The organism is Vibrio sp. 10N.286.48.F5 (assembly GCF_041469785.1).
Classification (GTDB): domain Bacteria; phylum Pseudomonadota; class Gammaproteobacteria; order Enterobacterales; family Vibrionaceae; genus Vibrio; species Vibrio crassostreae_C.
In genome coordinates, this window is record NZ_JBFRLG010000004.1 from 76338 (window position 1) to 99203 (window position 22866).

The following is a 22866-nucleotide window of genomic DNA, read 5'->3' on the forward strand; positions in this document are numbered from 1 at the left end:
ATTAGTGACGTCAAATCTATGGCTTTTTGCCTAGACACTTGTCAATCTACTGTGAAGTGCGCGTTAATGTTCAGATACAACCTTGCCTTTTTCTTATCTATTTTATTGATTCCATTTGCCTCCTATGCGGACACAACGGGTCTTGTTATGGATCTGTCTGTTGACAGCGCGTCTTACGACAACGACCAAGAGGTGGCTTATACGCTTGTTTTAACGAATGAGTCGGATAAAGCTATTGCTGAGTTGGACGTTAAGGATGAGCTGTTAAATATCTTAACGACAGATGACCAAGGGAATAATGTCAGCGCGTTCTCGCAAGTCTCGACTCAAGCGCAATCCTCCTTCCTGTCATCTCCAGGTGATTACAGTCGCTTCGGAAACTTAGATGCATCAGGTGTGCGTATTGCGGCTGGTGGGTCAGTGACCTACACCATGGTCGCCACCGTTTCTGCTAACGCAGCCGGTACGATTGATAACTTCGCAAGTGCGAGCACTGGACTATTGGATGCTGTTGAATCAAATACAGAATCCATTCAGCGTGGTGTGTATCAACATGATGTTGTTGTTTCGGTCGATAAAGCGAACTATCAACTCAATAACAAACTCACCTATAAGATTAAGGTTTCGAATACTGGCGATACGTTTATTCAGGCGCTCGACGTTCAAGATATCATTTCAGATATAAAGGCACTCAATATTGAAGGGGCTTTGCAACAAGCTTTTACTGACAACGTTAACTCTGCCACCAAGGTTGAAGGCAGCAAAAGCGATCCAGGCACCTTCGCCGAATCAGGGGACTTATCAGTAAGTGATGCGTCGATTGATATAGGCGGTTCTGTGACTTACGAAATTAAAGCGACCGTTGCCGACAATTTAGTCGGCGACATCGTTAATGACGGTATAATCGCTGAAACACGCGATGACTTGGTCACAGTTGATGAGGTTATCACTCCACCCACTGAGCCTAGTATCACCCTGACACATACCTTGAACCAATCGGATAACTACCTAGTCGACGATGAGTTTTCCTATACGGTCACGGTTGCTAATCAAGCAAACACTGGTATCGCGTACTATTATTCGGTTCAGCAGTTTCTTGCGGATCTTGAAACCGATCTAGGTAACGATGTCAGCAACGAAAAGAACGCAACTGACACGGTTGGTAACCCTTACGATTTTTGGACCAATGAAGTGACCTCGATCGGTTCTAATAGCCTTTCTGAACTCAATGCATCTGGAAAGGAGTCCAACAAGTCACTAGAAGACAAAGTGTCTATCTATCCCGGTGAGCAGATTGTTTATTCCGTTGTGGTGGACGTTAGCCCTGTGTCTATTGGTCAAATTCCCCAAGTTGCAGCCCGAGTGGTTGATGCTGATGGCCACGCAGATTCTGGCGATGCTTTGGCCAATATTCTCGATTCGAAAGACGTTCTGACGACGTCATCAAGTCAAATTACACGTAATAAGAACACCACAGATACGACTTATGTTCCGGGGATAGTCGGTGATAACGAAGTGGTCTATGACATTGTTATTTCTAACAAGGACACAGAGTTCTTCGCCAACGATATCGAAGTTGTCGATAAATTTGCTTGTATCGTGACAGAGCAAGCGGATGGCTCTAATGCTTCAGCATTTTCCGAGTGGAAGCTTGAAGTCGCTGATAGAAGTGGTGAAGGATCGAATTATGGTTCATTTAATTACAATACTTGGACAACAAACGACATCAATTTGAAAGTCGACCTCGCACCTGAGGGCTTCGTTCATTATAAGCTGACCGCAAAAGTGGCAGACACCAGTGTGGGGCAGATTGTTGATGATGGTACCGATGCCGGCTTGTGCTTAGGGGATAACTTAGGCGAGTCGGGTTCTGGCGTCCAAATGCCAAACTCGAAATTAAAGGTCCAAAAGGAAGTGGATTCTCGTTACTACTCAGCTGGCGGTACCCTGAACTACGACATCACGGTAGAGAATAACGGTGACGGCTATGCGATTGATATACCGGTTTATGATGATTTAGTCTCTGTCATGACTCAGTCTATTAATGATACACCGACTAAAGCGTATTTGAGCTGGATTATTACTGCGAAATCTTATGCCTCTGACGGCTCAATTTCGACAAACAGTGATCCCGGCTTTACTGATGACATAGAAGGTAATCAGAAGAATCAAAAGATCTTAGATGTGAAGGCAAAGCTAGCTCCACACGATAAGATCGTTTATAGCATTGCCGCGATCGTAAACCCCATTGCCGATGATGAAATCCGTAATGAAGTGACGGTTGACAGCGTACTTTATTCCGATAGAGGCTCATACCCACGAGATTACTACTTAGTATTGGATAAGCGTGTTGATGGTCATGACGAACAAAACGCGTATACCGACACCACCAATACTGTCACTTATACGATCAGCATTACCAACCCAGCAGGGAACGGTTTCGCCTCTAACATCAATGTTAAAGATGAAATCAGTACCATAGAAGCAGAGTTACTTCACGAGCCGGGTGATACCAAGCCCGTGTTCTCTTCGTGGACGATCAGTGCAGAAAGAGAGGCAGACTCCCCGTGGGTGAAAGCCGTGACTGACCCTGGATCGTTCTCGGATAACAATGATCTGGATGCCACCGCTCAGCTCCCGCCAGGTGCGACGATTACTTATACCATTGTTGGGACACTCGATCGCAGTGTCGACAGTGAGATTCTTTGGGGAGCATTCACCAATACCGCAACAGTGACGGGACCAGATACTAATCTATCGGATACGGTACGTACCTATCCTAGCGAGCCGAATCTTGTAGTCGCTAAGACCGCTCAAAATACCGACTTTGTTGTAGGTGAGCGCGCTACGTTCGATATTTATATCTATAACCGCGGTGTTGGCTATGCAAATGACGCAACGGTACAAGATAGTATTTCAGCGCTTAACTTCTTTAATAGTTGGACAATTGTAGGTTCGACCAACACAGATAAACCGGGTTCTCGTTACGGTGACATTGCTAACGACACTGACATCGATACCGACGTTGATATCACTCCCGGAGGGTGGGTTCACTATGAGGTGAGCGGCATTGTTAAGTCTGACTATGAAGAAGAACAAGTATCGAACCGTGTTGATGTTTACGATCCTATTACAGACCGTGACCACAGCTCTTCCGCTCAAATAGATAACTCACACAGTACCTATGACATCAATGTTTCATTAGCCAAAACGACCGATGTTGTCCGCTACACGCCGGGTGAAGATCTCACCTACACCATCGTTATTGGCAATAACAGCGACACTGATGAGACCGATCTTATCTTCATGGATCGCCTGAGTGAGATCACTACTACGCTAGCGAATGATAAAGATGGTGAAGTAGAAGATGTTCTTAATCAAAACCCGTTTGACTATTGGTCTGTTGATACTGGCTCTGGTTTCGGCCCTCAAACGACTGAAGATGTGGAGTTCCCAGTTTCAATTCCGGCCAAAGACTTTGTCACGGTGCGTATTAAGGCGCATGTCAAAGACAATGCGGTATCTAACGGTGTAGCGGACAGAGACGGCGGCATAATCCGCAACGAAGCCGTGCTGATTCATGATGATAATGCCGGTTGTACTGACGATTGTGAGTATGCCAAACGTGCCGTGGCTGAAAACCATCAGGTACATAATAACGGCGGCGTTGTTCGCACTACTAACATTAACCGCTACTCTCCGGGAGATGAGTTGACTTATACCATTAGGTACAACTCTCAAGATGGACATGGTTATCGAAACAACGTAGACGTTAACGAACTGATTAATGACATATCAGTGGAGCTACAAGATGGCAATTCAGGTAATCCATTTTTCGATGATTCGGTAGGTTCAAACAAGTTTACGGTGGCGGTTGCTAAGAGCGATCCTGCGAACGCGGGTACAACAGATGGTACCAAAGACGGTGATGTTGCGAACGACACTGACATCGTAACCTCGATTGATATCGATGCTGGCGAAGACGTGACTTACACAGTAACAGGTACCGTAAGACCGGATGCGGTCGGTGATATTCATTATCGAGATACCGTCGTGATTCCCGATGGCTACCATTTAGATTTTGATAAAACGACTGATGAAGCGGTGTACGAGCCCGCTCAAACCGTGACCTATCACTTAGTGATTGAGAATGACGGCAAAGGTAACGCTCACGATATTCCAATCGTCGATAACCTCGAAGATATTACGGTCAGCTTAGTGGATGGTAATACAGGACCAGCGTATTCAGATTGGACCATCACATCGATCGCAACTGGAACTGATTCTGAGTATGTGGATGCGGGCGCAGGTGCTGGCAATGTTTACACATCAACCAACAGTAACCTAAATGTTGAAGCCGATATTCCGATGGGCGCTAAGCTTGAGTACCAAGTTGTCGCGACCATCAATGACAAAGCCAATGGCGATGTTGTTAACGTTCTAACCGTCGATGGCGACACGATATCTCATAATATTTCGCAAACTGGTCGCAAAATTGATTACGAAAAAAACATTCTGGCTTACTACGACACGGATGGTAATGAGTTGGTTGGTGCTACCAATTACATGCCTGGCGGCTACATCGAGTATGAAATCCTAATCGAGAACATCGCATCGGCGCACGTTGATGACATTAGCCTGCGTGATGATATCGACCAGATAACGACTCAATACTACGATGGAACTCGCGGTTCGGCGTTTGATAGTTGGACGATTGAAACTTTCGCTGATGGATCGGGGATTTCAGATCCTGATGTAGATAACTCGATTAAAGACAATCAACCGATTGATACGCACTTTGATATATCGGCAGACAACTTTGGCGGTGTAGTATTGTCATCGTTTGTGCGTTACGTCATCAAGGCCAAAATCAGTCCGAAAGCAGTAGGTTCTTTCACTAACCGAGCGTACATCGATGAAGATGACGGAAATGAACTAATTGCCGTATCTCCACCTGCAAAGATGGCTGAGCCTGAAATTTCGTTCTCTAAGAAAGCATTTTATGACGCAGGCCTCTCCTCGGCAAAGACTGAGTATTCTCAAGTCGCTGGTGAAAGTGAGGTTTACTACCGAGTTCAAATTAAGAACACGGGTAATGGTATTGAGTATGGTTCTCGCCTTGAAGATACTATTTCTGCAATTCAGACTCGCATTGCAGAAGATGCCTCGACGTCTGGCACTGACCCTGTCGGCCAGCCATTTTTATCTGGTTGGGAAGTGCAGCTAGAAAAAACGGCAGCGGTAGGTTCGATTACAGACGCGGTTGACTTCGTTTCTGGTAATAACGTCAATATTGATAACGACATTGTTATCGCGCCTCAAGAAAGCCTAACGTTCACCATCCATGCTGAGATTCGTGAGGATGCGTTGGGCGATATTCAAAACAAAGCGAATTATGACGGTAAGGTTCGTACTGCGACTCTAATGCCACTAGGAAATAATATCAGTGTTGAAAAACGCGTGGTGTCGATTAACGGCAACCCGTTCAATGATGGGGATACCTATCTGCCGGGTGACGAAGTTGAGTATGAATTTGTGGTCACTAACACTGAAAACGGTTGGGCGAATGATATTCAAATCAAAGACACGGTAAAGGATATCCAAGTTGAGGTTATTGGCGGAACAATGGAGTCTGCCTTTGTTTCGGGCGATATCATTCACGAAATCAGTAATGGTATTGATGCCAACGTCGATACCTATGTTCCTAGCTATAACCCAAACAATAACCTGAATATTGAAACCGATATTGCCGCAGGTGAAATACTGACGTTTAACTTAACGGGTGTTATCCGTGATGACGCTTTGGGAACTATCGAAGCCAACCGAGTGACGGCAGAAAATGAGTCTGCGACGTCAGAAACTATCCCACCTCAAGAAGCTGAGCTCGACTATTTCAAAACCTTGGTTTACACCGATGGTGAATCGGCTGGTTGTTCAGTTCCTTCAAACGATGGCAGTAGCTGTACCTACGCACCTCGCGGGGATGTTGAGTATCAAGTTACGCTAGAGAATACGGGTGATAGCATCGCGAATGACGTGAGTGTTATCGATGCTATTCATACCATCAAAACCGAAGATGGTGATGATGCGTTCTCTGAATGGACCACCGCGATTGCTGTGGAACCTGTTGGTTCTTATGACGTACGAGGTAACTACAACGGCAGTGTACCATTGAATGCAACTGTCGACCTTCGCCCAGGTGAGCACATTGTATTTGACGTGAAAGGCAGAGTTTCTACGTCAGCGACAGGTACCATCACCAATACAGCACAAGTGAATGGCGATAACACCAACGATATTGCCCTCAACCCTGGCCGCTCGAATATCCTGATTGATAAATGGACGGATACGCCTGAGTACGTGCCGGGTGGAACAGTGAATTACTATATCGACATCACCAATGACGATGTGGATTCTGGCCTGTTTTCGATTCGTGACATCATCAGTGGCTTCGAAGTCGAAACTGTCGATGGTTCGATGCAAACCGCACTCACGGAGTGGAGCGTCGATTACAATGTGCTTTATAACTCCGCGCCATCAGACCCTGACGCTAATGATTTTTCAGAGTTAGATAAGCTAGTTGGTCAAAACAGTCCAGACATCGATTTACCTGTTGAATCGATCAAGATGGCTGGGCGTGACGATGCTGGTACGGGTGGTGGTGATAAGTACACAGCTGTCCGTATTCACGTTCAAGGTAAGGTTCGTGATGATGCGATTGGGCGCTTTACCAATACGGCTTATCTACGACATGGTTTGGACGATTCGAAGATCGCTCGCTTACGAGAAGGCTTTCTCACTCCGAAGTCGGGTCAATTGGTTCTAACCAAAGAAACGACGCCAATTGCAGAACCTGATGCTAAGTATCAACCGGGTCAACCTATCTCATACAAGATCACCGTGGCTAACACAGGTGAAGGTTACCTTGTCGATCAAGTCCTGACGGATCGCATCGATACCATCATGACAGAGGTGGCTAACAGCCCAGATCAAGAGCAAGCGTTGACAGGTAATTGGATCATTAGCGACGAACAGCTTGATGGCAGTGGCGATCCAGCCCTGAACGCTCGCAAAGATGTGGTTAATAACGCACAGGGTTATAGTGCGACTTACAGCATTCACCCGGGTGACAGTTATTCATTTGTCGTGACCAACACTGTTAATGATAAGGCCAAAGGCGAGATCACTAACGTCGTTAAAGTTGATAGCGACGACGGTGAGCACTCTGCAGACGCGACCTACATTCCAGAAGATGCGCAAGTTGAGATCACTAAAGATGTCGATAAAGCAGAGTACCTTCCGGGAGAAACACTTCAGTACACCGTGACCGTTAAGAATAACGGCTTAGGTTGGGCTGAAGATGTTGCTATTGAAGATGCGCTGAAGTCGGTTGAAACCACGATTGCAGGTGGTACGACTGAACAAGCTTTTGACCCTGCTTCAATCCAAATATCGGCGGTATCGACAACCGGTGAAACCCCAGTACCGGATGCAACCCGTGGTGAAGGCCTTCATGAGACGCTCGATATTGCGCCTCAAGACAGTATTGTTTTCACTATTCAAGTTGCGACTAATCCGTTGGCGACAGGCGATATTACTAACATCGCATCAGCGACCTTTGACGGCACAACATTTGATGACAGTGCTACCAGTACACCAGTGTTGGCGACGGTTTCGGTCAAGAAGACGGTTGATACGCCATCGTATGAAGTAACCAAGCTGATTAACTACGACATCACCGTAACCAACAGCTCTGATGCGTTTGCATCTGGTGTTCAACTTCAAGACATCATCAGTGACATTCAAGTCGACACGACCGCGGATAAACAAGAGTCGGCATTCCTACTATGGGAAGTGAGCTTTGACGCCTCGGATGATCGCTCTGTTGTCACTCCCAAGACGTTCGACTTGAGTGAAGATATCGATGTGAGTATGGATGTGGCGCCACAAAGTACCGTGACATTCCATGTTAAGGCGTTGATTCGTACGACGGCGATTGGCGATATCAGTAACACGGCAACCATCACTTATAACGGAACACCACAAGACTCAACGGTAGTCATGACACCGAAAGACTCTGAGTTTGTTGCGACGAAAACTAACGTACAAACCGAGTATGAGCCGGGTGGTGAGCTGGAATTCTTGATTACCATTGAAAACACCTCTAACAACTACATCAGCGATTTAAGTGTTGTCGATGACATGAGCACGATAGAGGTGGGCTATTACGATGGTACCACTGGGCCTGCTTTTGTTGCTGGAACCACTTCTTTGGTTGTTGAGTCAACCACGGTAGGAACGACGACGGAGCAAATTAGCCCAATTGAGTACAGTGTGGATATTGCACCGCACGGCACAGTTGTGTTCCGCTCAAAAGGCACCGTAGTCGATACCGCGACCGGACACATCATTAATACTGCGCAAGTAGATGGCGGCGATGTTATCAGTCCTCCAGTTCAAACAGTTGCGGCTGTGGTTCAAGCTGAGCTGTTTACCGATGCCCCGTATTACGTGCCGGGAGAGCAGGTTGAGTATCACTTAGTGGTGCAAAACATAGGCCGAGGTATAGCCAAAGATGTCGCGCTTTACACCCAGTTCTCTGAATCCATGGGTGATCATATTGATGGTAATTTTAGTAATGCGTTTGATGAATGGACACTAACGGCAACATCAGAAGGGGCTGAAACTCAACCTGGCACCTTTGATGACGACAAAGACCTGTTCACCTTGGTCGACATATCGCCGGGCGGCAAGATTGATTACACGTTCACATTGACGGTCAACGAAGACATGCTGACTAATATCGATGTGCTTGGATACTACCTCGACTTAACTGGTAGCCCAGCGATGCGCGCTCGTTCTAAAGGCATGTTGGCCTCTGAAACCTCGATGCAGGCAGTGGCAGATCAAGTATCTGCTTTGGATTTGCCGCCAGTGGGTGCTGATCTGGTTGTTGAAAAACGTTCTGATAAGCCTGAATACACCGAAGATGACGACAGTGTCACTTATTACTTAGCCGTGACCAACAACGGTCAAGGTAACGCGGCTAATGTTCGTCTAACCGATGAGATCAGTGAGCTACAAAACAGCACTGCTAATAAAGTCTTTATCGATTGGACAATTGAAGGTGTGGAAGTCGACGACTCGGGCGCGGTTATTCAGCGTCATTCTTTCCCGTCGAATAAAGACTTAGACACTACCGTTAACCTGAAATCCAACAAACGAAATGCTTACGCGTTTGAGGTCGTGGGTACGCTAGGTAAGGGCTTGGATGACGACATTACCAATACCTTTACGGCGACCGAATCTGACGGTACCGAAACCAGCGACAGTGTAACTACTCATATCAAGAAGATTCCTGATAATTCTGGAGAGTTGGAGCTGACCAAGTCTGCGTTGCAAGATACCGCGCAAGTGGGTGATGCGGTTGAGTACGAGATCATCGTTGAGAACAACAATGAATCTTACTTTAAGAACGTGACTGTGGAAGACCGTTACCCAGGTGGTCTGAAATACATCGTGGATACATCAGAAGTTGTGCTAAGCGGCATTGATGGTGAGTTCGGTACGGAAGACGATCAGGTTATCTCTCAAGATCCATCAGATACGGGCAAGTTAATGTTCACATCGTTGAGCTTTGAACCGGGCGAGAAGCTGCGTATTCGTTACTTATTGCGTGTCTCGGTAGGTGCCACTTTTGGTGATTACATCAACACCGCAGTAGCGAAGGTTGATGGCTCGGCTGTTTCTAATGAAGACACCGCCAAAGTGACCATTGAGCCGGACAAGGTGTTCGATACCTCATCGATCATCGGTAAAGTTTTTGAAGATCATAACAAAGATGGATTCCAAGCTGATGCAACCGCGTTTGATGTTGAGCTAACTGCAAACTTAGCAACACAAGGCTACATCGCTGATTCGACGCACATCATTCGTGATGGTCAAGACGTTGCTATTCAAGATGGTGCGATAACCACTGCACTTGAACAAGGTTTGGAGCTTGGTGACCTTTGGGGACATTCAGTGAACCGAACACTGCCAGAAACCAGCAAAGTGGTGATTCAATTTAAAACTCGCACGCAGCAAAGCTTTGATTTCTACGTCACGACTGATGCGGGCTCTCGCATCGAGTTCGACGCACAAGGTCAGATTCAGTTTAAGCATGAATCCGATAAGAAGAAGGGACTGAGCGCGGAAAATCTCAACGTAACCAGAAACCTGTATCGCGATGGTGAGGATTACCTGTGGGAAATCGTTATCGAGAACAAAGGTATTTACGAAGATGGTATTCCGGGCGTTAAGTTGATGACGGTTGAGGGAATCGTTATTTACACAGACCAGTACGGTCGTTACCACGTGCCCGACCAATGGGTACTCAATAAGAAAGGTAAGAACTTCCTCGTGAAGTTGGACACTGATTCGCTCTCCACCTCCATGGAAGTGGTGAGCGAAAACCCAAAAGTGTTGCGAATTACCCCGAACAAGCTCACCAAGTTCAACTTTAGCGTTCATCGCAAAGACCAACAAAGTGAACAGAAGTAAGCCATTGGAACCGTAACTGGAAATTGTATGAAAGTATTTAGTAAGTCTCGTTTAGCGACGTGTGTGTTAACGGCCATTCCTGTGATGGCGGTAGCGAAAGACACAGGTAAGCTTGAAAAACTCGGTTCTGAGACGACTGGCATTGAAATCACCAAGCCGAACCAAGACCAAGACAGCTCGCGTATTTACTTAGAGCAAGGCGCTATTTGGGCAAGCCGTGACATCACTCGCTTTGACCCAGTATTAGATGTCAGTGTCAGCGATGAATTAGAAGTCGAACAAGGCACACTGCGTGACAGCGTCGGTTTCACCATTACCACCAACTACGGTTACTACATCAAAAAGTACCAGTTGGAAGTGTACCGAGTGGGTGACTTTGGTCTGTCTGAGCCAATCGCTGTGCTTGAAGGCGATAAACTGGCGAACGACTCTGACATCAATTGGGATGGTCAAACTGATGTTGATTATCAGTTTGAGGTCGGTGAGCAGCTGATGTTCCGCCTAAAAGCGTGGGACAAAGATGGCAACATGGATGTGACCACCGTTGGTGTGACTGACTTAGTCAAGCCGGACTCTGAAGTCGATATCGACCGAAACGATAACGACGATGAAGAGAGCAAAGATAAAAGCTACGGCCAAGCTAAGTTGATGCGTCACAACATCCCGACCAATGCGGGCTTAGCGAAATTTATCGGCACCGGCTTAAAGGGCGTAGATAAAGTCATCATCGGTGAAGATGAATTTGATGTCGAAGATGGCAACTTATACGCAGAGCAGTACTTACCTACAGACTCCTACATTTTCCCAACCAAGGTTGTGTTTGATAACGGTGATGAACGTCGTTACAAGCTGTACGTTCGTATTCCAGATACTTACTACGCACAAACCGGCTTGGCTGATCTTTATGTTGGTAAGAACAATGTGTCTGGTAATAGCGATGCATTAAGTGTCGATGACCAGTACCAAGATGACATCTATAACCAAGGTCGTTTAGCGTACTTTGGTCAGGGTAAATTTGGCGACAAACTTCGTGTAACGACTCACTTTGATACGCGAGAAAGTGAAATCAAAGACATGTTCAAACATCCGTTCGCCTCCGACGATTCGGATGTGTTCGATATCCTCGAAGACGACGATGAGCTTTATTACGGTAACTATGGTGACAGCTCAAACATCGAAAAAGTGGTCAACACCAAAGGCAAGGTTTACCTCAATGTTGAATACGATAAGTCTCAATACTTGTGGGGTAACTACAACACGGGTTTAACAGGCACCGAGAACAACGATTACAACCGTAGCCTCTATGGTTTCAAAGCCGATTATCGCACTCGCGATACTACACAATATGGTGAAGATCGTTTGAACGTGGTTGGTTTTACCGCAGAAGCAGACTCGTTGTATGCACACGATGAGTTCTTGGGCACAGGCGGTTCTCTGTACTTTCTTCGTCATGGTGAAGCGGTACCAGGAAGCGACAAGGTTTATGTAAAAGTAAAAGATGAATCTGGCCTAGTGCAGAATGAAATCCCACTTGAGCCGGGTGTCGACTATGATTTTGACCCATACCAAGGTCGAATTATTTTGACCAAGCCACTCGACAACATCCTATCCGATAGCTTTGGTAGCGTGATTGAAAACGGCGATGATTACGAAAACTTTCTGGTTGTCGATTATGAGTATGTTCCACAAGGTTCAGATTCATTAGACGCGATGTCTTACGGTGGTCGTGCTAAAGGTTGGATCAACGATTACGTTGGTGTTGGCGTGACGTATGCAACTCAAGAAAAGGACAACCAAGACTACGAGTCTTACGGTACGGACTTAACGTTGCGTGCAACAGAAGGTACCTACATTAAGGCTGAGTTTGCACACAGTGAAGGTACTCAAACTGAGTCGAATTTTGTCTCTGTTGATGGCGGCTTAACCTTTACGCCAATTGGCGACACATTGGAAGACCGCGAGGGCGACAGTGTCCAAATCACAGCTGTCACCAGCCTTTATGATCTTGCTCCAACCATTTTTGGTGCTGTTGGTAATGACCTGAAACTTTGGTATCGAGACAAAGACGCGGGATACAGCTACGCAAGCAGCAGCGATGATTTAGAGCAAGAGGCATACGGTGCTGAACTTCGTTTGCAAGCTACCGATCGCTTGGCGGTTCTCTCTCGCTTCTCGACCAATGAAGAGCGCGATGTCGATGGTAATCTAGAAACAGATACTGAAACGATTGAGATTGAGACTCAAGTTAAAATCACCGAGCACATTAAGGTTTCGGCGGCAGGGCAACAAACTGAAGAGCTTAACCAAAACGACGAGCACAGTGATGCCACCTTAGCGGGTGTGCGTTTGGAATACATGTGGGACAGCGAGAACAGCGTTTACGTTAAAGGGCAAAAGACCGTCGATCAGTCGGATGACTATGATGAAAACGACAGCGCGTCGATTGGCGCTGAATTCCAAGTGTTGGAAGACTTGTCTCTTGGTGGCGAATACACCGATGGCGACCGAGGCCAAGTAGCAGAAGCGACTGTGACTTACGATGTATCCGATGACCACTCAACCTACGTAACTTATGTAGATGATAACTACGAAGGCCAAAACAACGTGATTGTTGGTCAGCGTGCAGACCTCACCAGCAGTGTCGATTTTTACCAAGAGAACCAGTTTGTTGATGAAAATGATGGTCATGGCCGTATCGACTCATACGGCTTTGGCTACGATGTGACGGAAGATGTCGAGATGGGGATTGGTTATCAGCTTGGTGAAATTGAAGATGACCAGAACATTACCACAGAGCGTGAATCCATCAGTTTCAATGCCTCAATTGACCTAGATGACATAACCCTTAGCCACAAATTTGAATACCGAGTGGATAAGAGTGAAGACGACCCTGACATCGCTCAGCGAGAACTTCAACAAATCGTGACGACCAACCGTTATACGCATCACTTAACGGAAGAGTACACATTGTTCGGCAAGTACAACTACTCCATTACCGAAAGCGAGACTACGGGCGAAACCATGGCGCAATTTACTGAAGCCACTGGCGGCCTCGCGTATCGTCCGATCTACAACGATCGACTCAATTTACTGAGCCGCTACACGTATATTGCAGATTTCGATCAACTGGATCGCGATGTGGATTATCAAGACGAAACCAGTCAGATCATTGAAGTTGAAGCGATCTATTCGATTGACCAACATTGGGACGTCGGTACTAAGTACGCCCATAAAGACAAACAGCAAGCTTTTGAACGAGCATCTGGTGCGAATGAGATGGTTAAAAGTGACATCGACCTATATGGACTTAGCGCTTCTTATCGCGTGATGAAAGAGTGGGATGTGACGGGTGAATACCACTGGAAAACAGACACACTCAACGATGAGCTAGAACACGGTGCGCTAGTTTCGGTGAACAAGCACATTGGCGAGAACTTCAAAATGGGGATTGGTTATAACTTCTCTGCGTTTGATAGTGACTTAACCAATGATGACGACTACGACGCATCCGGTGTGTTCATTAACTTAGTCGGTAAGATCTAAGCCTGCCCCAAAGTGGGTTGAAAGTTAAGAGTTGAGAATTCGAAGTGACAGTTAAGAGTAAGATGAAAACAATTATTTTCCTAATAAGCGCAGTGATGAGTACTTTGCTGCTGTCCGGCTGTGCAACCGACACCTATGTGAGTCAGGAGAACCGAGACAAGTTTGCTGGTATCGATGTGTCTAAGTTTTTAATCAGCGAGTGTTTGGCGCCAGAGCGTGAGGTGCATATCGCCATCGCAGAGCATTTTGCGTTTGATAGATATCAATTACGCGACCTCGACAAGATCAACTTAGATACCTTTGTTAAAGAGATCAGAGGCTTAAAAGGGCGCATCACGATTGTCGGCCATACTGATTTCAAGGGTTCTCTCGAATATAATGAGCGCCTTTCACAGCGCCGTGCTAAATCGGTCGCAGATTATTTGAAAGGGCAACTAGACCCAACGCAATATGACTGGGAAGTGAAACATCTTGGTGAGACTCAACCTCTTCTGTTTGGTAAGACAGATAAAGACCGAGCGGAGAACCGCCGTGCATTTATCGTGTTTGAAGAAGCTCAGAAGTACGAAGAGATGCCTTTCTGTGAGCCGCCAAAACCAGAACGTAAAGTTTATATGGCAATGACGCCGCACTTCGATTTCGATAAGTCAGTACTCAAGCAAGAAGACCTAACTCAGTTAGATGACTTCACAACGAAGTTGAGCGGCCTGCAAGGTAGCATAATGGTGGCAGGGCACACCGACCAAGCGGGTTCACTTTCTTACAATGAAAAGTTGGCAGAGCGCCGCGCAGAAACGGTGGTTGAATACCTCAAAACCAAACTTGACCCTAAGCAGTTCAACTGGGAAGTGAAGTCATTTGGTAAGTTGCAGCCTGCGATTAATGAACGCTCTGAAAAAGCCGATGCATTAAACCGCCGCGCGTTCATTGTGTTCAAAGAGTCTGATATTACCGCCGAACAGCAAGCTCTTGCTGGCAGTGAACAAGAGACGTCGAGCAGCGAGAGCGATTAGAGATCACCGAAGAATAACGAATAGACGCCTCTACAATAAAACGCAAAAAGCCCCACACGTTGGGGCTTTTTGTTGCTAACTCTAGGGATTAAGTCGGGTCGAAGATCTATTCAGATGGCAAATTTTGCTTTAACTCTAAAAGCATTCGGTAAGCACTTTCGCCAGACATTTAGTAGGGGTTAAATTGATCAGATGTTGAAAACTGTAAGTTCAACAGCTCGGTTAAATTGGACTGCGGAATGTCTCCCATCGACCAATCTCCAAATTCTCTGCTATCAATCTCTTTAAAATAAAGTATTGCGACGTGATTGTGTCTCTCGTCGTTAAGAATATGATTGTACGTGTGGTTAACGGCCTCTCTAGATCCTTCAATACATTGAAGAAAGTACTTTTGATTATGGCTGAGGAGCCCCGTTAAATGGCTTTGCCGATTATGATCTCGCGAGATAGCGAGTATCTCCTCCAATGCTTTGGAATCACAACATTCGGAAAGCGTACTGACATAAATTAACCGAGTTAGGAACATAGGCATCATTTCGAATTTTTGTTCAAAGGGTATTAATAAATATAAGCCAAGCTGATGGAATTGCGAGTTATTGATCTAATTGTCACTCGGAGGCTTTTGGAAGAGAAGAGGATGGGATGACGTAGAAAAGAACTGGTCGCAAGATACGCTAAAATGACTCGAATGTTGGTTATTCAATCATTTTAGCGGCCTGCTAGTGATCTCGTTAGTTGTTTAGAATTGAAATCGATTCAACGTTTGAAGACGCATCAAAACGAACATTGACCAACACACTCTCTCGTTCGAAAGTCACATCATCAAAGTCAGTAGCCGCGATCTTGAATCCATTTCTTGCGAATAAACTCGTCACTGTTGTTCGTTGTTTCTGTTCCATAGCGCATGTCAGTAGTTCATTCATCGTGATCTCCATTAGGTAACCGTGTGCATAACGTAAGCGTACAGACTCTACATTATGAGATCAATTGCTTAATCGATAAGCTATATTGATATGTTCAATTGAGTGATTCAGGTATTTAAAAGTCGGATGGATAGTGGGCAAGGGAGTTATGCGACCTATGACAAGTGGAGCGTTATGTGACCACTGTTCAGCATTCCTTGAACACGAAGTTTGTCGCAAAAATCGCGTTGAAATAAGTGGTTACAAAGCAGGAGGAATTATGCCCGCCGTTTGGTATGTTTGGTCGGTTATTGGAAATATTATCGGCCTATATCTCACTTAACTAAAGTACATCGATTTACGATGAGTAGACTCCTCAATAAGCCTTCTTTTTATTTGAATTTTATATGCTAAGTGGTGTTGTTATAATTGTTATTAATTGCATAGGCTTGATTTTAATATTGGTTTGATTTATAAAACAATCATTCGTTCATTAACTTCATGATTATATTAGTTTTTACTAACCTTTAAATAACATGGAGAAAGGCGATGAATAAGAACCAAACACGCAACAGGTTAGCGAATTTAGTGCGACTTCGTAGGTCATACAAAGCATCAGACTTTCTGGTGGGTTCTGATGAACTCCGAGTTAAAAAAGATGTGTATAGCTTACGTAAAATCAAACAGTTAGAAATTCGTCAATTGGGTCTTAAAGAAAACGCAATCAATATCGTTTCGTTGGCTTTAGTCCTCTCGGCGGCGACTTGGGCATTTGTTCCTCAGTTCGGTTTACCAATGCTTGCACTGACCTTTATTTTGGCGTTTGTTACATGGCGACGATATGAGTTGCGTGCAGAGTTTAAAGGGGCCGATGAAACTGGCGACCATTGGGTTTCCGTGGCGCGCGGTTGTACTCGAGAAGAGTTCAAAGTATTGAAAAACGTTGAATTGGCTTTACGCGATCAGCTGTCTTAGTGGCTAGATCTGTTAAGGTTAAGGTCTTATAAGCGTTAAGCTCCCATAATCAACAAGGCTCGTCATTGTATGGCGAGCTTTTTATTTTCTGAAAAACACAGGTAGTGCAGGTTACTTTGAGAGGCCAATGCTTATATGTGTAATGGGGGTTGATATGAATCTTAAGTCACGGCGTTTTTGATGCTCTTTGTGGTTTTGAATATAGGGAGAGGGTGGAAATGAATACACGAGTCAGTGAGAGTTCTTTTAAAAGGCTCATCCAGTTAGTTGGTTGTGTTTTGATTATAGTGTTGAGCAATAGTCGACTCTCCAATGCTCAAAGCATCGAGTTTCCTACTTGTGTACAGAGCGAGGTTTTGAATACAGAAATCCACCTTTATGTTGATGAATCGGTGTTAGATGAATATTCCAAAGCATTTATAGCCTCTAAAATAGCGACATGGGAAAGCTATTCGAATCTGGTGTTAAAAAACTCCTGCGTCCCTATGACGAGAAAAGTCACTAAGGTGACTTATACGTCTGAAATCGACAGCCTTTGGTTTCAAGATTTGGGCGCAGCAGAGAGGTTATTAAAACTCTCGATGGAAGAACCGATTCCAGAAACAACAGAAGACGGCGTCCCCATTTTTACTGGGATAGTATTTTCTAATTATAATTTTAGCTTTGAGTCTGATTATTGTGGTATGTCATCTTCGGTATCCTACTTTTTTTCTTTAGCGATAAACTGCCCTGATTACTTAATGGAGCATGAAATTGGCCATTTAAGTGGTGCTAATCATGACTATAAAACGTTATTGAAAGATTTTGATAGTATCGAAAGTTACATTTCTGGAACGTATCCAAGAGCTCCTCAATATTCCTTCGGTGCAATTTGTGCTGACAGAGGGACAGTGATGTCTTATGAGCGAGATGTTATACCTGCATATTCCAGCCCGGACATCAGAGTAGATGGCATAAAATGCGGAGATAGCAAACACCACAATAATGCAAGAGTGCTTAGAGAGTTCGCACAAGCTTATTTAACCCCATGATTGCCTAGTTGCTAGATTGGTAATCATCCGATTTAGTTACTTTATTATTAATGGTTATTATGAGATTACTAGCTGTTGTGGTCGAGATTAATCCCTCTAGAAGTTAGACCAAGAACCATACCTAAGCACCAAACCAAGGAGAGAAGATGCAAGTAACTATTAGGCCCGCAATGCCAAGCGAATTGGCCGCCATTTATGCATTGGTTATCTCAAACGATGAGTGGACGAAGTTTAACGGCCCTTATTTTCCATACTCACCGCCATCACTAGAAGAGTTTGAAAGCCGTTCGTTTCAACGGTTACTCAATGGATCTGACTTACAGTTGGTGGTTGTAGACGATGTGCCTGTAGGTACTGTCAGTTGTTATTGGGAGTGTGAAGAGACACGTTGGCTTGAAGCCGGAGTAGTCATTTATAACTCCGACTATTGGGGTCAGGGTATTGCTGCGTTAGCTCTTCCTCTTTGGGTATCTTACCTATTCGAAAACAAGCAGATAGAGCGTGTCGGTTTAACCACTTGGTCGGGTAATCCGCGGATGATGTCACTAGCCCTCAAATTAGGCTTCCAGCAAGAAGCTAGGCTAAGAAAAGTGCGTTATTACCAAGGCGAGTATTATGACTCGATTAAGTATGGTCTATTGCGTTCTGAGTGGCTGGAAAGCAAATAGCCATAATTTGAGTTAGCTTGTTGTTTTATTGAACTTTATAAGTCGTGTAGTTCAAAGTGGTCACTTGTGATCTTTAAATCTAAGACGGGCGTATTTCTTCCAGTTTATAAAGGAAGAGTATGCATGATGCTATCTAAAGAGAATGAATCAAGAATTATCGAAATGGCGTGGGAAGACCGAACGCCATTTGAGGCAATAGAGCACCAATTTGGTTTAAATGAATCGCAAGTGATTCGTTTTATGCGTAGCCATCTCAAGCTTGGCAGTTTTAAGCTGTGGCGTTCACGTGTTTCTGGGCGCTCGACCAAGCATGTAAAACTGCGCAGTTCGGACGTTTCGAGAGGTTATTGTCCGACTCAGTACAAGCATCGTTAAAAGAGGGGATGCCCAGCCAGTATCCCAAATCAACACACAGATATGGGAAATGAAAGGAATGAAACAATTTTGCGCTCTACTTTTGGTGCTGCTTAGCTTCGGCATCAGTCATGTTCAAGCGAATGATACGCGACTTAAGCAAGCTTACGAAAATCACCAAAGCGACGTTCAGGTGCGCGGATCGGGTACGGTGTATCGAGTACTTCCTGATGATAATAAAGGCTCTCGACATCAGAAATTCATTTTGCGACTCGATAGCGGACAAACCTTGTTAGTCGCACATAATATTGACTTAGCGCCTCGTGTTCAGGGGTTGGCAAAGGGCGATCGAGTTGAATTTTATGGTGAATATGAATGGAACAAGAAAGGTGGCGTAATGCACTGGACGCACAAAGACCCTCGTAATCATCACACTCATGGTTGGCTGAAGCATAACGGGAAAGTATACGAGTAAACACCTCCGAGACTTTTCCTTTCAAGGCTATAAGATAAAAAGGAATTTTGATGTTTAAGCTGGAAACTGACAGGTTGATTCTTCGAGATATGAGTCTCGAAGACGAGTGTGCCTTTGTTGCGATGTCTCAAGACGCTAAGTATCAGCGTTTCTATGATGAAAGTGATTGTGAACCTAACAAATATCGAGAGCTAACCCAGTTGTTTGTTGCACAGGCTTTGGAAGTACCACGCCAGTCCTATCAGCTAGCGGTTGAAAGCAAAGATTCGGGGAAGTTTATTGGAATCGTTTGTTTACGTCTTGAACGCGATAAACAAGCTTCAATGGGCTGTGCTTTCTCAAGGGAAATTCAGGGAAAAGGGCTTTCTATAGAAGCTTCTGAAGCCCTCGCTGATTTTGGTTTCTCAGAGTTAGGCATACACCGTATCTACGCTGAAACCATCAGCAAGAACTTGGCTGCGATTAAATTATGTAAGTCACTAGGAATGAAACAAGAAGCGTGTTTTAAAGATCATCGATTCTTCAAAGGTCAATGGTGGGATACAGTTGTGTTGGCGGTTCTACGTTCTGATTGGAAAAAGGCTTAGTGATGGAAAGTGGTATGCAGAAGCTAGATAGAGGGCTCGATAGAGAAGGGTTCATTCAAAATCTTTATTCGCCAAAGAACATTGCGCCTGAATTTCAAGAAGTGGTGTCAGCAGTCGTTGATTCGCTGCTAAGAGAACTTCCAGGTCAAGTTGATGGTATCTACTTGTATGGAAGCGTGCCTAGAGGAACGGCCATTGTTGGTCGCTCTGATTTGGATGTTTCTATCGTACTTGCTACGCCTGTTGGTCAGAGAGAAAAGGAAGTATTTAACCTACTTTCCGACACCATACCCCAAACCTATCCTCAAGTGACTAAGCTTGATATTGATCCAGGGTCTGTCTCAGAGGGTCTGCAGCCCAACGAAGAATTCCATTGGCAGTTTTGGCTCAAGCATTGTTGCAGTTGTGTTTGGGGGAATGATTTATCTATAAAGTTTCCACGATATAAGCCCAGTAATGAAATAGCCCAAGCTCTTAATGGCGATTTATCGACTTTTCTTAAGCAAATGCCCTCGAGTTTCAAAACAATGACTGATGCGGATGTCGTTAAGGTAATTGGCAAAAAGTTAGTGCTAGCGGCGTATTACTTTGTGGCTGAGCAAGACGGCAGCTGGTACACCAACCTGAGCCAGTGTGCTGCAGTCGCCAAGCGCTATTACTCCAATCAAAGCGACGATATTGAGCTAGCTCATCAATACGCTCTCGGAAATTTGATATCTAAAACAGAAGCTTTTGAATTGTATGAAAGGCTGAGTAAAAAGCTTGTTGTAAATTAAGCATTAACACAAGCTAGAACAACAAACTTAACTACCTTTGTAACGGCTTTAGGAAAATTAGATGGATGTCCACGAGTGTGTTTCTTTTATCATGCTGAAGGAATCGCAGGTATTACTAGAAAAGCGTAGTGAGTCTAGGGAGACCGATCCCGGTTTAATCACTATACCTGGCGGCCATATTGAACACGGTGAAAACCAGGTTCAGGCGCTGTTTCGTGAACTTGATGAAGAGCTTAATGTTGTTCCGATTGATTACCAATACTTGTGTTCGCTTTACCATCCTACGAAGGAACTTCAGTTGATTCATTATTTTATCGTGAGTGACTGGAAAGGAGATATCACCGCTCAAGAGACTGATGATGTTAAGTGGTATTCACTAGGTTCAGCTCCTGTTGGTATAGCAGCCGATGGTATTGCTTTGAAAGAAGTAGAGCGCGTGGGTAGGTATCTTTAGTTTGGATTCGATAAGATGTTTTGGACGTTTTTTGAGGGCTCAAAAACGGTGAAACCCCGATGTTGGTAGCATCGGGGTTTCGAATTTCTAGATTTCTCGACTGGTAAGATCGATTATCTTTTCTATGCAGAAGGCTGGATTAATCCAATCTTATTCCTTGGTAGGGAATTAGATGCGGATGAAGTCCATGTGCTCAACTTTTGGCTTGAACGCGTGACGTTGAACGTCTTGTGGCTTAACCTTAACTTCTGCGCCGTCAATCAGTAGAGTGATTGCTTCGTAGAATTCAGGCTTGTCCATTTGGTTGATCACGTCAGCGTGAACAAGTTCGATAGCTACAGCTTCAGCTTCGCCACCGTAGATTACAGCTGGGAATTTACCAGCGTGACGTAGGCGGCGGCTCGCACCTTTACCTAGTTCAGTACGTACTACTGCTTCAAATTTCATAGTTTTACTCTCAAATTAGTAAAAATTAACTTCACACCTCAATGCGACCTTGAGTGTGTGGTAATGCTTAAACATAAAAGTTCATGCTTAAGCGAGCGCGGATACTAACATCACATTCCAATATGAGCAAGTCAGAAGCCCATCTCAAAGTGAATTTCCTTCGATAATGGGTTCGTTTGGAGATAAAACGTTCGCTAACGCTTGTTTAGCGCATTTTACTCCCTTTTACATCGCAATCCTTATCTATTTATATCACTGCTAAATCATCAAGTTAATGAACGGAAAATGAATGTTTGCCTAAGACTTGGTTAAGTCTTAGTTCGTTAATCTTAGTGTTAATTAAACAGCAGAATGAATAGGTGAAAATATGAAACCGGTAAGCATTGTCGTAATTACGCTAAACGAAGAGAAACGCATTAGCCGCTTAATGGAAGAGTTGAGCGTGCAAACCCACCAAGAGTTTGAAGTGATTGTTGTCGACTCGAACAGTGAAGATAACACCAGAGAAGTGGCGCAAGCTTATGAAAACGCGTTGCCAAAATTAACGGTGCATCACATGGAAAACCGTGGTGTGAGCCTTGGCCGAAACACGGGTGCTTCATTGGCGCAATACAACCGAATCCTTTTCTTAGATGCTGACGTGAGCTTGCCTCGAAACTTCCTTGCGAAAGCGCTTTATGAACTAGAAGAGAAGAAGCTTGAAGTTGCTGGCGTATACATGAGTTCAAAAGGGCTGCAACTGGTTCATAAACTCGGTTATGGGCTGTTTAATGCGGGCTTATTTGCGACGCAGTTCTTTTTCCCAACCGCGATTGGCGCGTGTATTTTCTCAACCAAAAGAGCACATGAAGAGATCGGTGGTTTCGATGAAGAGATCGTCCTGTGTGAAGATTGTGACTACGTAAAACGTGCGAGCAAAACATGGCGATTTAGATTCCTAAATATGACTTTTGGTTTTGACCCACGTCGCTTAGACCAAGATGGCGTTGTGAAGACAGGCTCTACTTATCTTAAAGCCAATGTAAGACGCTTCTTTAAAGGAGAAATGCGTAATAACGAGATGAACTACAAGTTTGGTCACTACAAAGAACAGTAAGCG

The 22866-nt window shown here is 44.8% G+C and carries 14 protein-coding genes and 1 pseudogene; 12 read left to right on the forward strand and 3 right to left on the reverse strand.

Annotation, left to right across the window (positions count from 1 at the left end):
* Positions 1–147: 147 nt before the first annotated feature.
* The 3 genes from AB4185_RS03145 to AB4185_RS03155 all read left to right on the forward strand — a co-directional run bounded on the left by AB4185_RS03145 (position 148) and on the right by AB4185_RS03155 (position 15098).
* On the forward strand, positions 148–10542 hold the full coding sequence (locus tag AB4185_RS03145; protein ID WP_372135066.1) for a hypothetical protein: 10395 nt from the start codon (positions 148–150) through the stop codon (positions 10540–10542).
* Between the two features lie 27 nt (positions 10543–10569).
* Positions 10570–14085, forward strand: coding sequence for a hypothetical protein (locus tag AB4185_RS03150; RefSeq protein WP_372134834.1), 3516 nt, complete (start codon positions 10570–10572; stop codon positions 14083–14085).
* Between the two features lie 62 nt (positions 14086–14147).
* Positions 14148–15098: an OmpA family protein gene (locus AB4185_RS03155; protein ID WP_372134836.1), complete on the forward strand. Its 951-nt coding sequence runs from the start codon at positions 14148–14150 to the stop codon at positions 15096–15098.
* A 106-nt stretch (positions 15099–15204) separates the two neighbouring features.
* Here the strand turns inward: AB4185_RS03155 and AB4185_RS03160 are convergent.
* Together AB4185_RS03160 and AB4185_RS03165 are read right to left on the reverse strand one after the other, a co-directional pair.
* Positions 15205–15624 (reverse strand): annotated as a pseudogene (locus tag AB4185_RS03160) (BLUF domain-containing protein).
* Positions 15625–15829: 205 nt separating this feature from the next.
* Entirely contained in the window at positions 15830–16021 is a 192-nt protein-coding gene (locus AB4185_RS03165) for a hypothetical protein (protein ID WP_004734640.1), read from the reverse strand.
* Positions 16022–16549: 528 nt separating this feature from the next.
* On the opposite strand from AB4185_RS03165, the gene AB4185_RS03170 reads away from it, so the two are divergent.
* The 8 genes from AB4185_RS03170 to AB4185_RS03205 all read left to right on the forward strand — a co-directional run bounded on the left by AB4185_RS03170 (position 16550) and on the right by AB4185_RS03205 (position 21320).
* Complete coding sequence (locus AB4185_RS03170) at positions 16550–16975, forward strand: hypothetical protein (protein ID WP_017065381.1); 426 nt, start codon at positions 16550–16552, stop codon at positions 16973–16975.
* 218 nt (positions 16976–17193) lie between these two features.
* Entirely contained in the window at positions 17194–18006 is an 813-nt protein-coding gene (locus AB4185_RS03175; RefSeq protein ID WP_372134838.1) for a hypothetical protein, read from the forward strand.
* 146 nt (positions 18007–18152) lie between these two features.
* Entirely contained in the window at positions 18153–18674 is a 522-nt protein-coding gene (locus AB4185_RS03180; RefSeq protein ID WP_017079040.1) for a GNAT family N-acetyltransferase, read from the forward strand.
* 123 nt (positions 18675–18797) lie between these two features.
* Positions 18798–19049, forward strand: a complete 252-nt coding sequence (locus tag AB4185_RS03185) for a TIGR03643 family protein (RefSeq protein ID WP_017067224.1) — start codon at positions 18798–18800, stop codon at positions 19047–19049.
* Positions 19050–19107: 58 nt separating this feature from the next.
* Positions 19108–19503, forward strand: a complete 396-nt coding sequence (locus AB4185_RS03190) for a DUF3465 domain-containing protein (RefSeq protein ID WP_017067223.1) — start codon at positions 19108–19110, stop codon at positions 19501–19503.
* A 50-nt stretch (positions 19504–19553) separates the two neighbouring features.
* The gene (locus AB4185_RS03195) at positions 19554–20090 is read left to right on the forward strand and encodes a GNAT family N-acetyltransferase (RefSeq protein WP_372134840.1); all 537 of its coding nucleotides are present in this window, start codon (positions 19554–19556) and stop codon (positions 20088–20090) included.
* Positions 20091–20104: 14 nt separating this feature from the next.
* The gene (locus AB4185_RS03200; protein ID WP_372134842.1) at positions 20105–20866 is read left to right on the forward strand and encodes a nucleotidyltransferase domain-containing protein; all 762 of its coding nucleotides are present in this window, start codon (positions 20105–20107) and stop codon (positions 20864–20866) included.
* Positions 20867–20927: 61 nt separating this feature from the next.
* Positions 20928–21320, forward strand: coding sequence for an NUDIX hydrolase (locus AB4185_RS03205; protein WP_017060354.1), 393 nt, complete (start codon positions 20928–20930; stop codon positions 21318–21320).
* 168 nt (positions 21321–21488) lie between these two features.
* Here AB4185_RS03205 and rplY read toward each other — a convergent pair whose 3' ends face one another.
* Positions 21489–21767, reverse strand: coding sequence for a 50S ribosomal protein L25 (rplY, locus tag AB4185_RS03210; RefSeq protein ID WP_017060373.1), 279 nt, complete (start codon positions 21765–21767; stop codon positions 21489–21491).
* 367 nt (positions 21768–22134) lie between these two features.
* Here rplY and AB4185_RS03215 point away from each other — a divergent pair, with 367 nt between their 5' ends.
* Entirely contained in the window at positions 22135–22863 is a 729-nt protein-coding gene (locus tag AB4185_RS03215) for a glycosyltransferase family 2 protein (RefSeq protein ID WP_372058832.1), read from the forward strand.
* Positions 22864–22866: the final 3 nt, after the last annotated feature.

What these genes read in the sequence shown, in the direction of transcription:
- AB4185_RS03145 (WP_372135066.1), top strand. Translation starts at nt 148, where the DNA reads ATGGATCTGTCTGTTGACAGCGCGTCTTACGACAACGACCAAGAGGTG.
- AB4185_RS03150 (WP_372134834.1), top strand. Translation starts at nt 10,570, where the DNA reads ATGAAAGTATTTAGTAAGTCTCGTTTAGCGACGTGTGTGTTAACGGCC.
- AB4185_RS03155 (WP_372134836.1), top strand. Translation starts at nt 14,148, where the DNA reads ATGAAAACAATTATTTTCCTAATAAGCGCAGTGATGAGTACTTTGCTG.
- AB4185_RS03165 (WP_004734640.1), bottom strand. Translation starts at nt 16,021, where the DNA reads ATGAATGAACTACTGACATGCGCTATGGAACAGAAACAACGAACAACA.
- AB4185_RS03170 (WP_017065381.1), top strand. Translation starts at nt 16,550, where the DNA reads ATGAATAAGAACCAAACACGCAACAGGTTAGCGAATTTAGTGCGACTT.
- AB4185_RS03175 (WP_372134838.1), top strand. Translation starts at nt 17,194, where the DNA reads ATGAATACACGAGTCAGTGAGAGTTCTTTTAAAAGGCTCATCCAGTTA.
- AB4185_RS03180 (WP_017079040.1), top strand. Translation starts at nt 18,153, where the DNA reads ATGCAAGTAACTATTAGGCCCGCAATGCCAAGCGAATTGGCCGCCATT.
- AB4185_RS03185 (WP_017067224.1), top strand. Translation starts at nt 18,798, where the DNA reads ATGATGCTATCTAAAGAGAATGAATCAAGAATTATCGAAATGGCGTGG.
- AB4185_RS03190 (WP_017067223.1), top strand. Translation starts at nt 19,108, where the DNA reads ATGAAACAATTTTGCGCTCTACTTTTGGTGCTGCTTAGCTTCGGCATC.
- AB4185_RS03195 (WP_372134840.1), top strand. Translation starts at nt 19,554, where the DNA reads ATGTTTAAGCTGGAAACTGACAGGTTGATTCTTCGAGATATGAGTCTC.
- AB4185_RS03200 (WP_372134842.1), top strand. Translation starts at nt 20,105, where the DNA reads ATGCAGAAGCTAGATAGAGGGCTCGATAGAGAAGGGTTCATTCAAAAT.
- AB4185_RS03205 (WP_017060354.1), top strand. Translation starts at nt 20,928, where the DNA reads ATGGATGTCCACGAGTGTGTTTCTTTTATCATGCTGAAGGAATCGCAG.
- rplY (WP_017060373.1), bottom strand. Translation starts at nt 21,767, where the DNA reads ATGAAATTTGAAGCAGTAGTACGTACTGAACTAGGTAAAGGTGCGAGC.
- AB4185_RS03215 (WP_372058832.1), top strand. Translation starts at nt 22,135, where the DNA reads ATGAAACCGGTAAGCATTGTCGTAATTACGCTAAACGAAGAGAAACGC.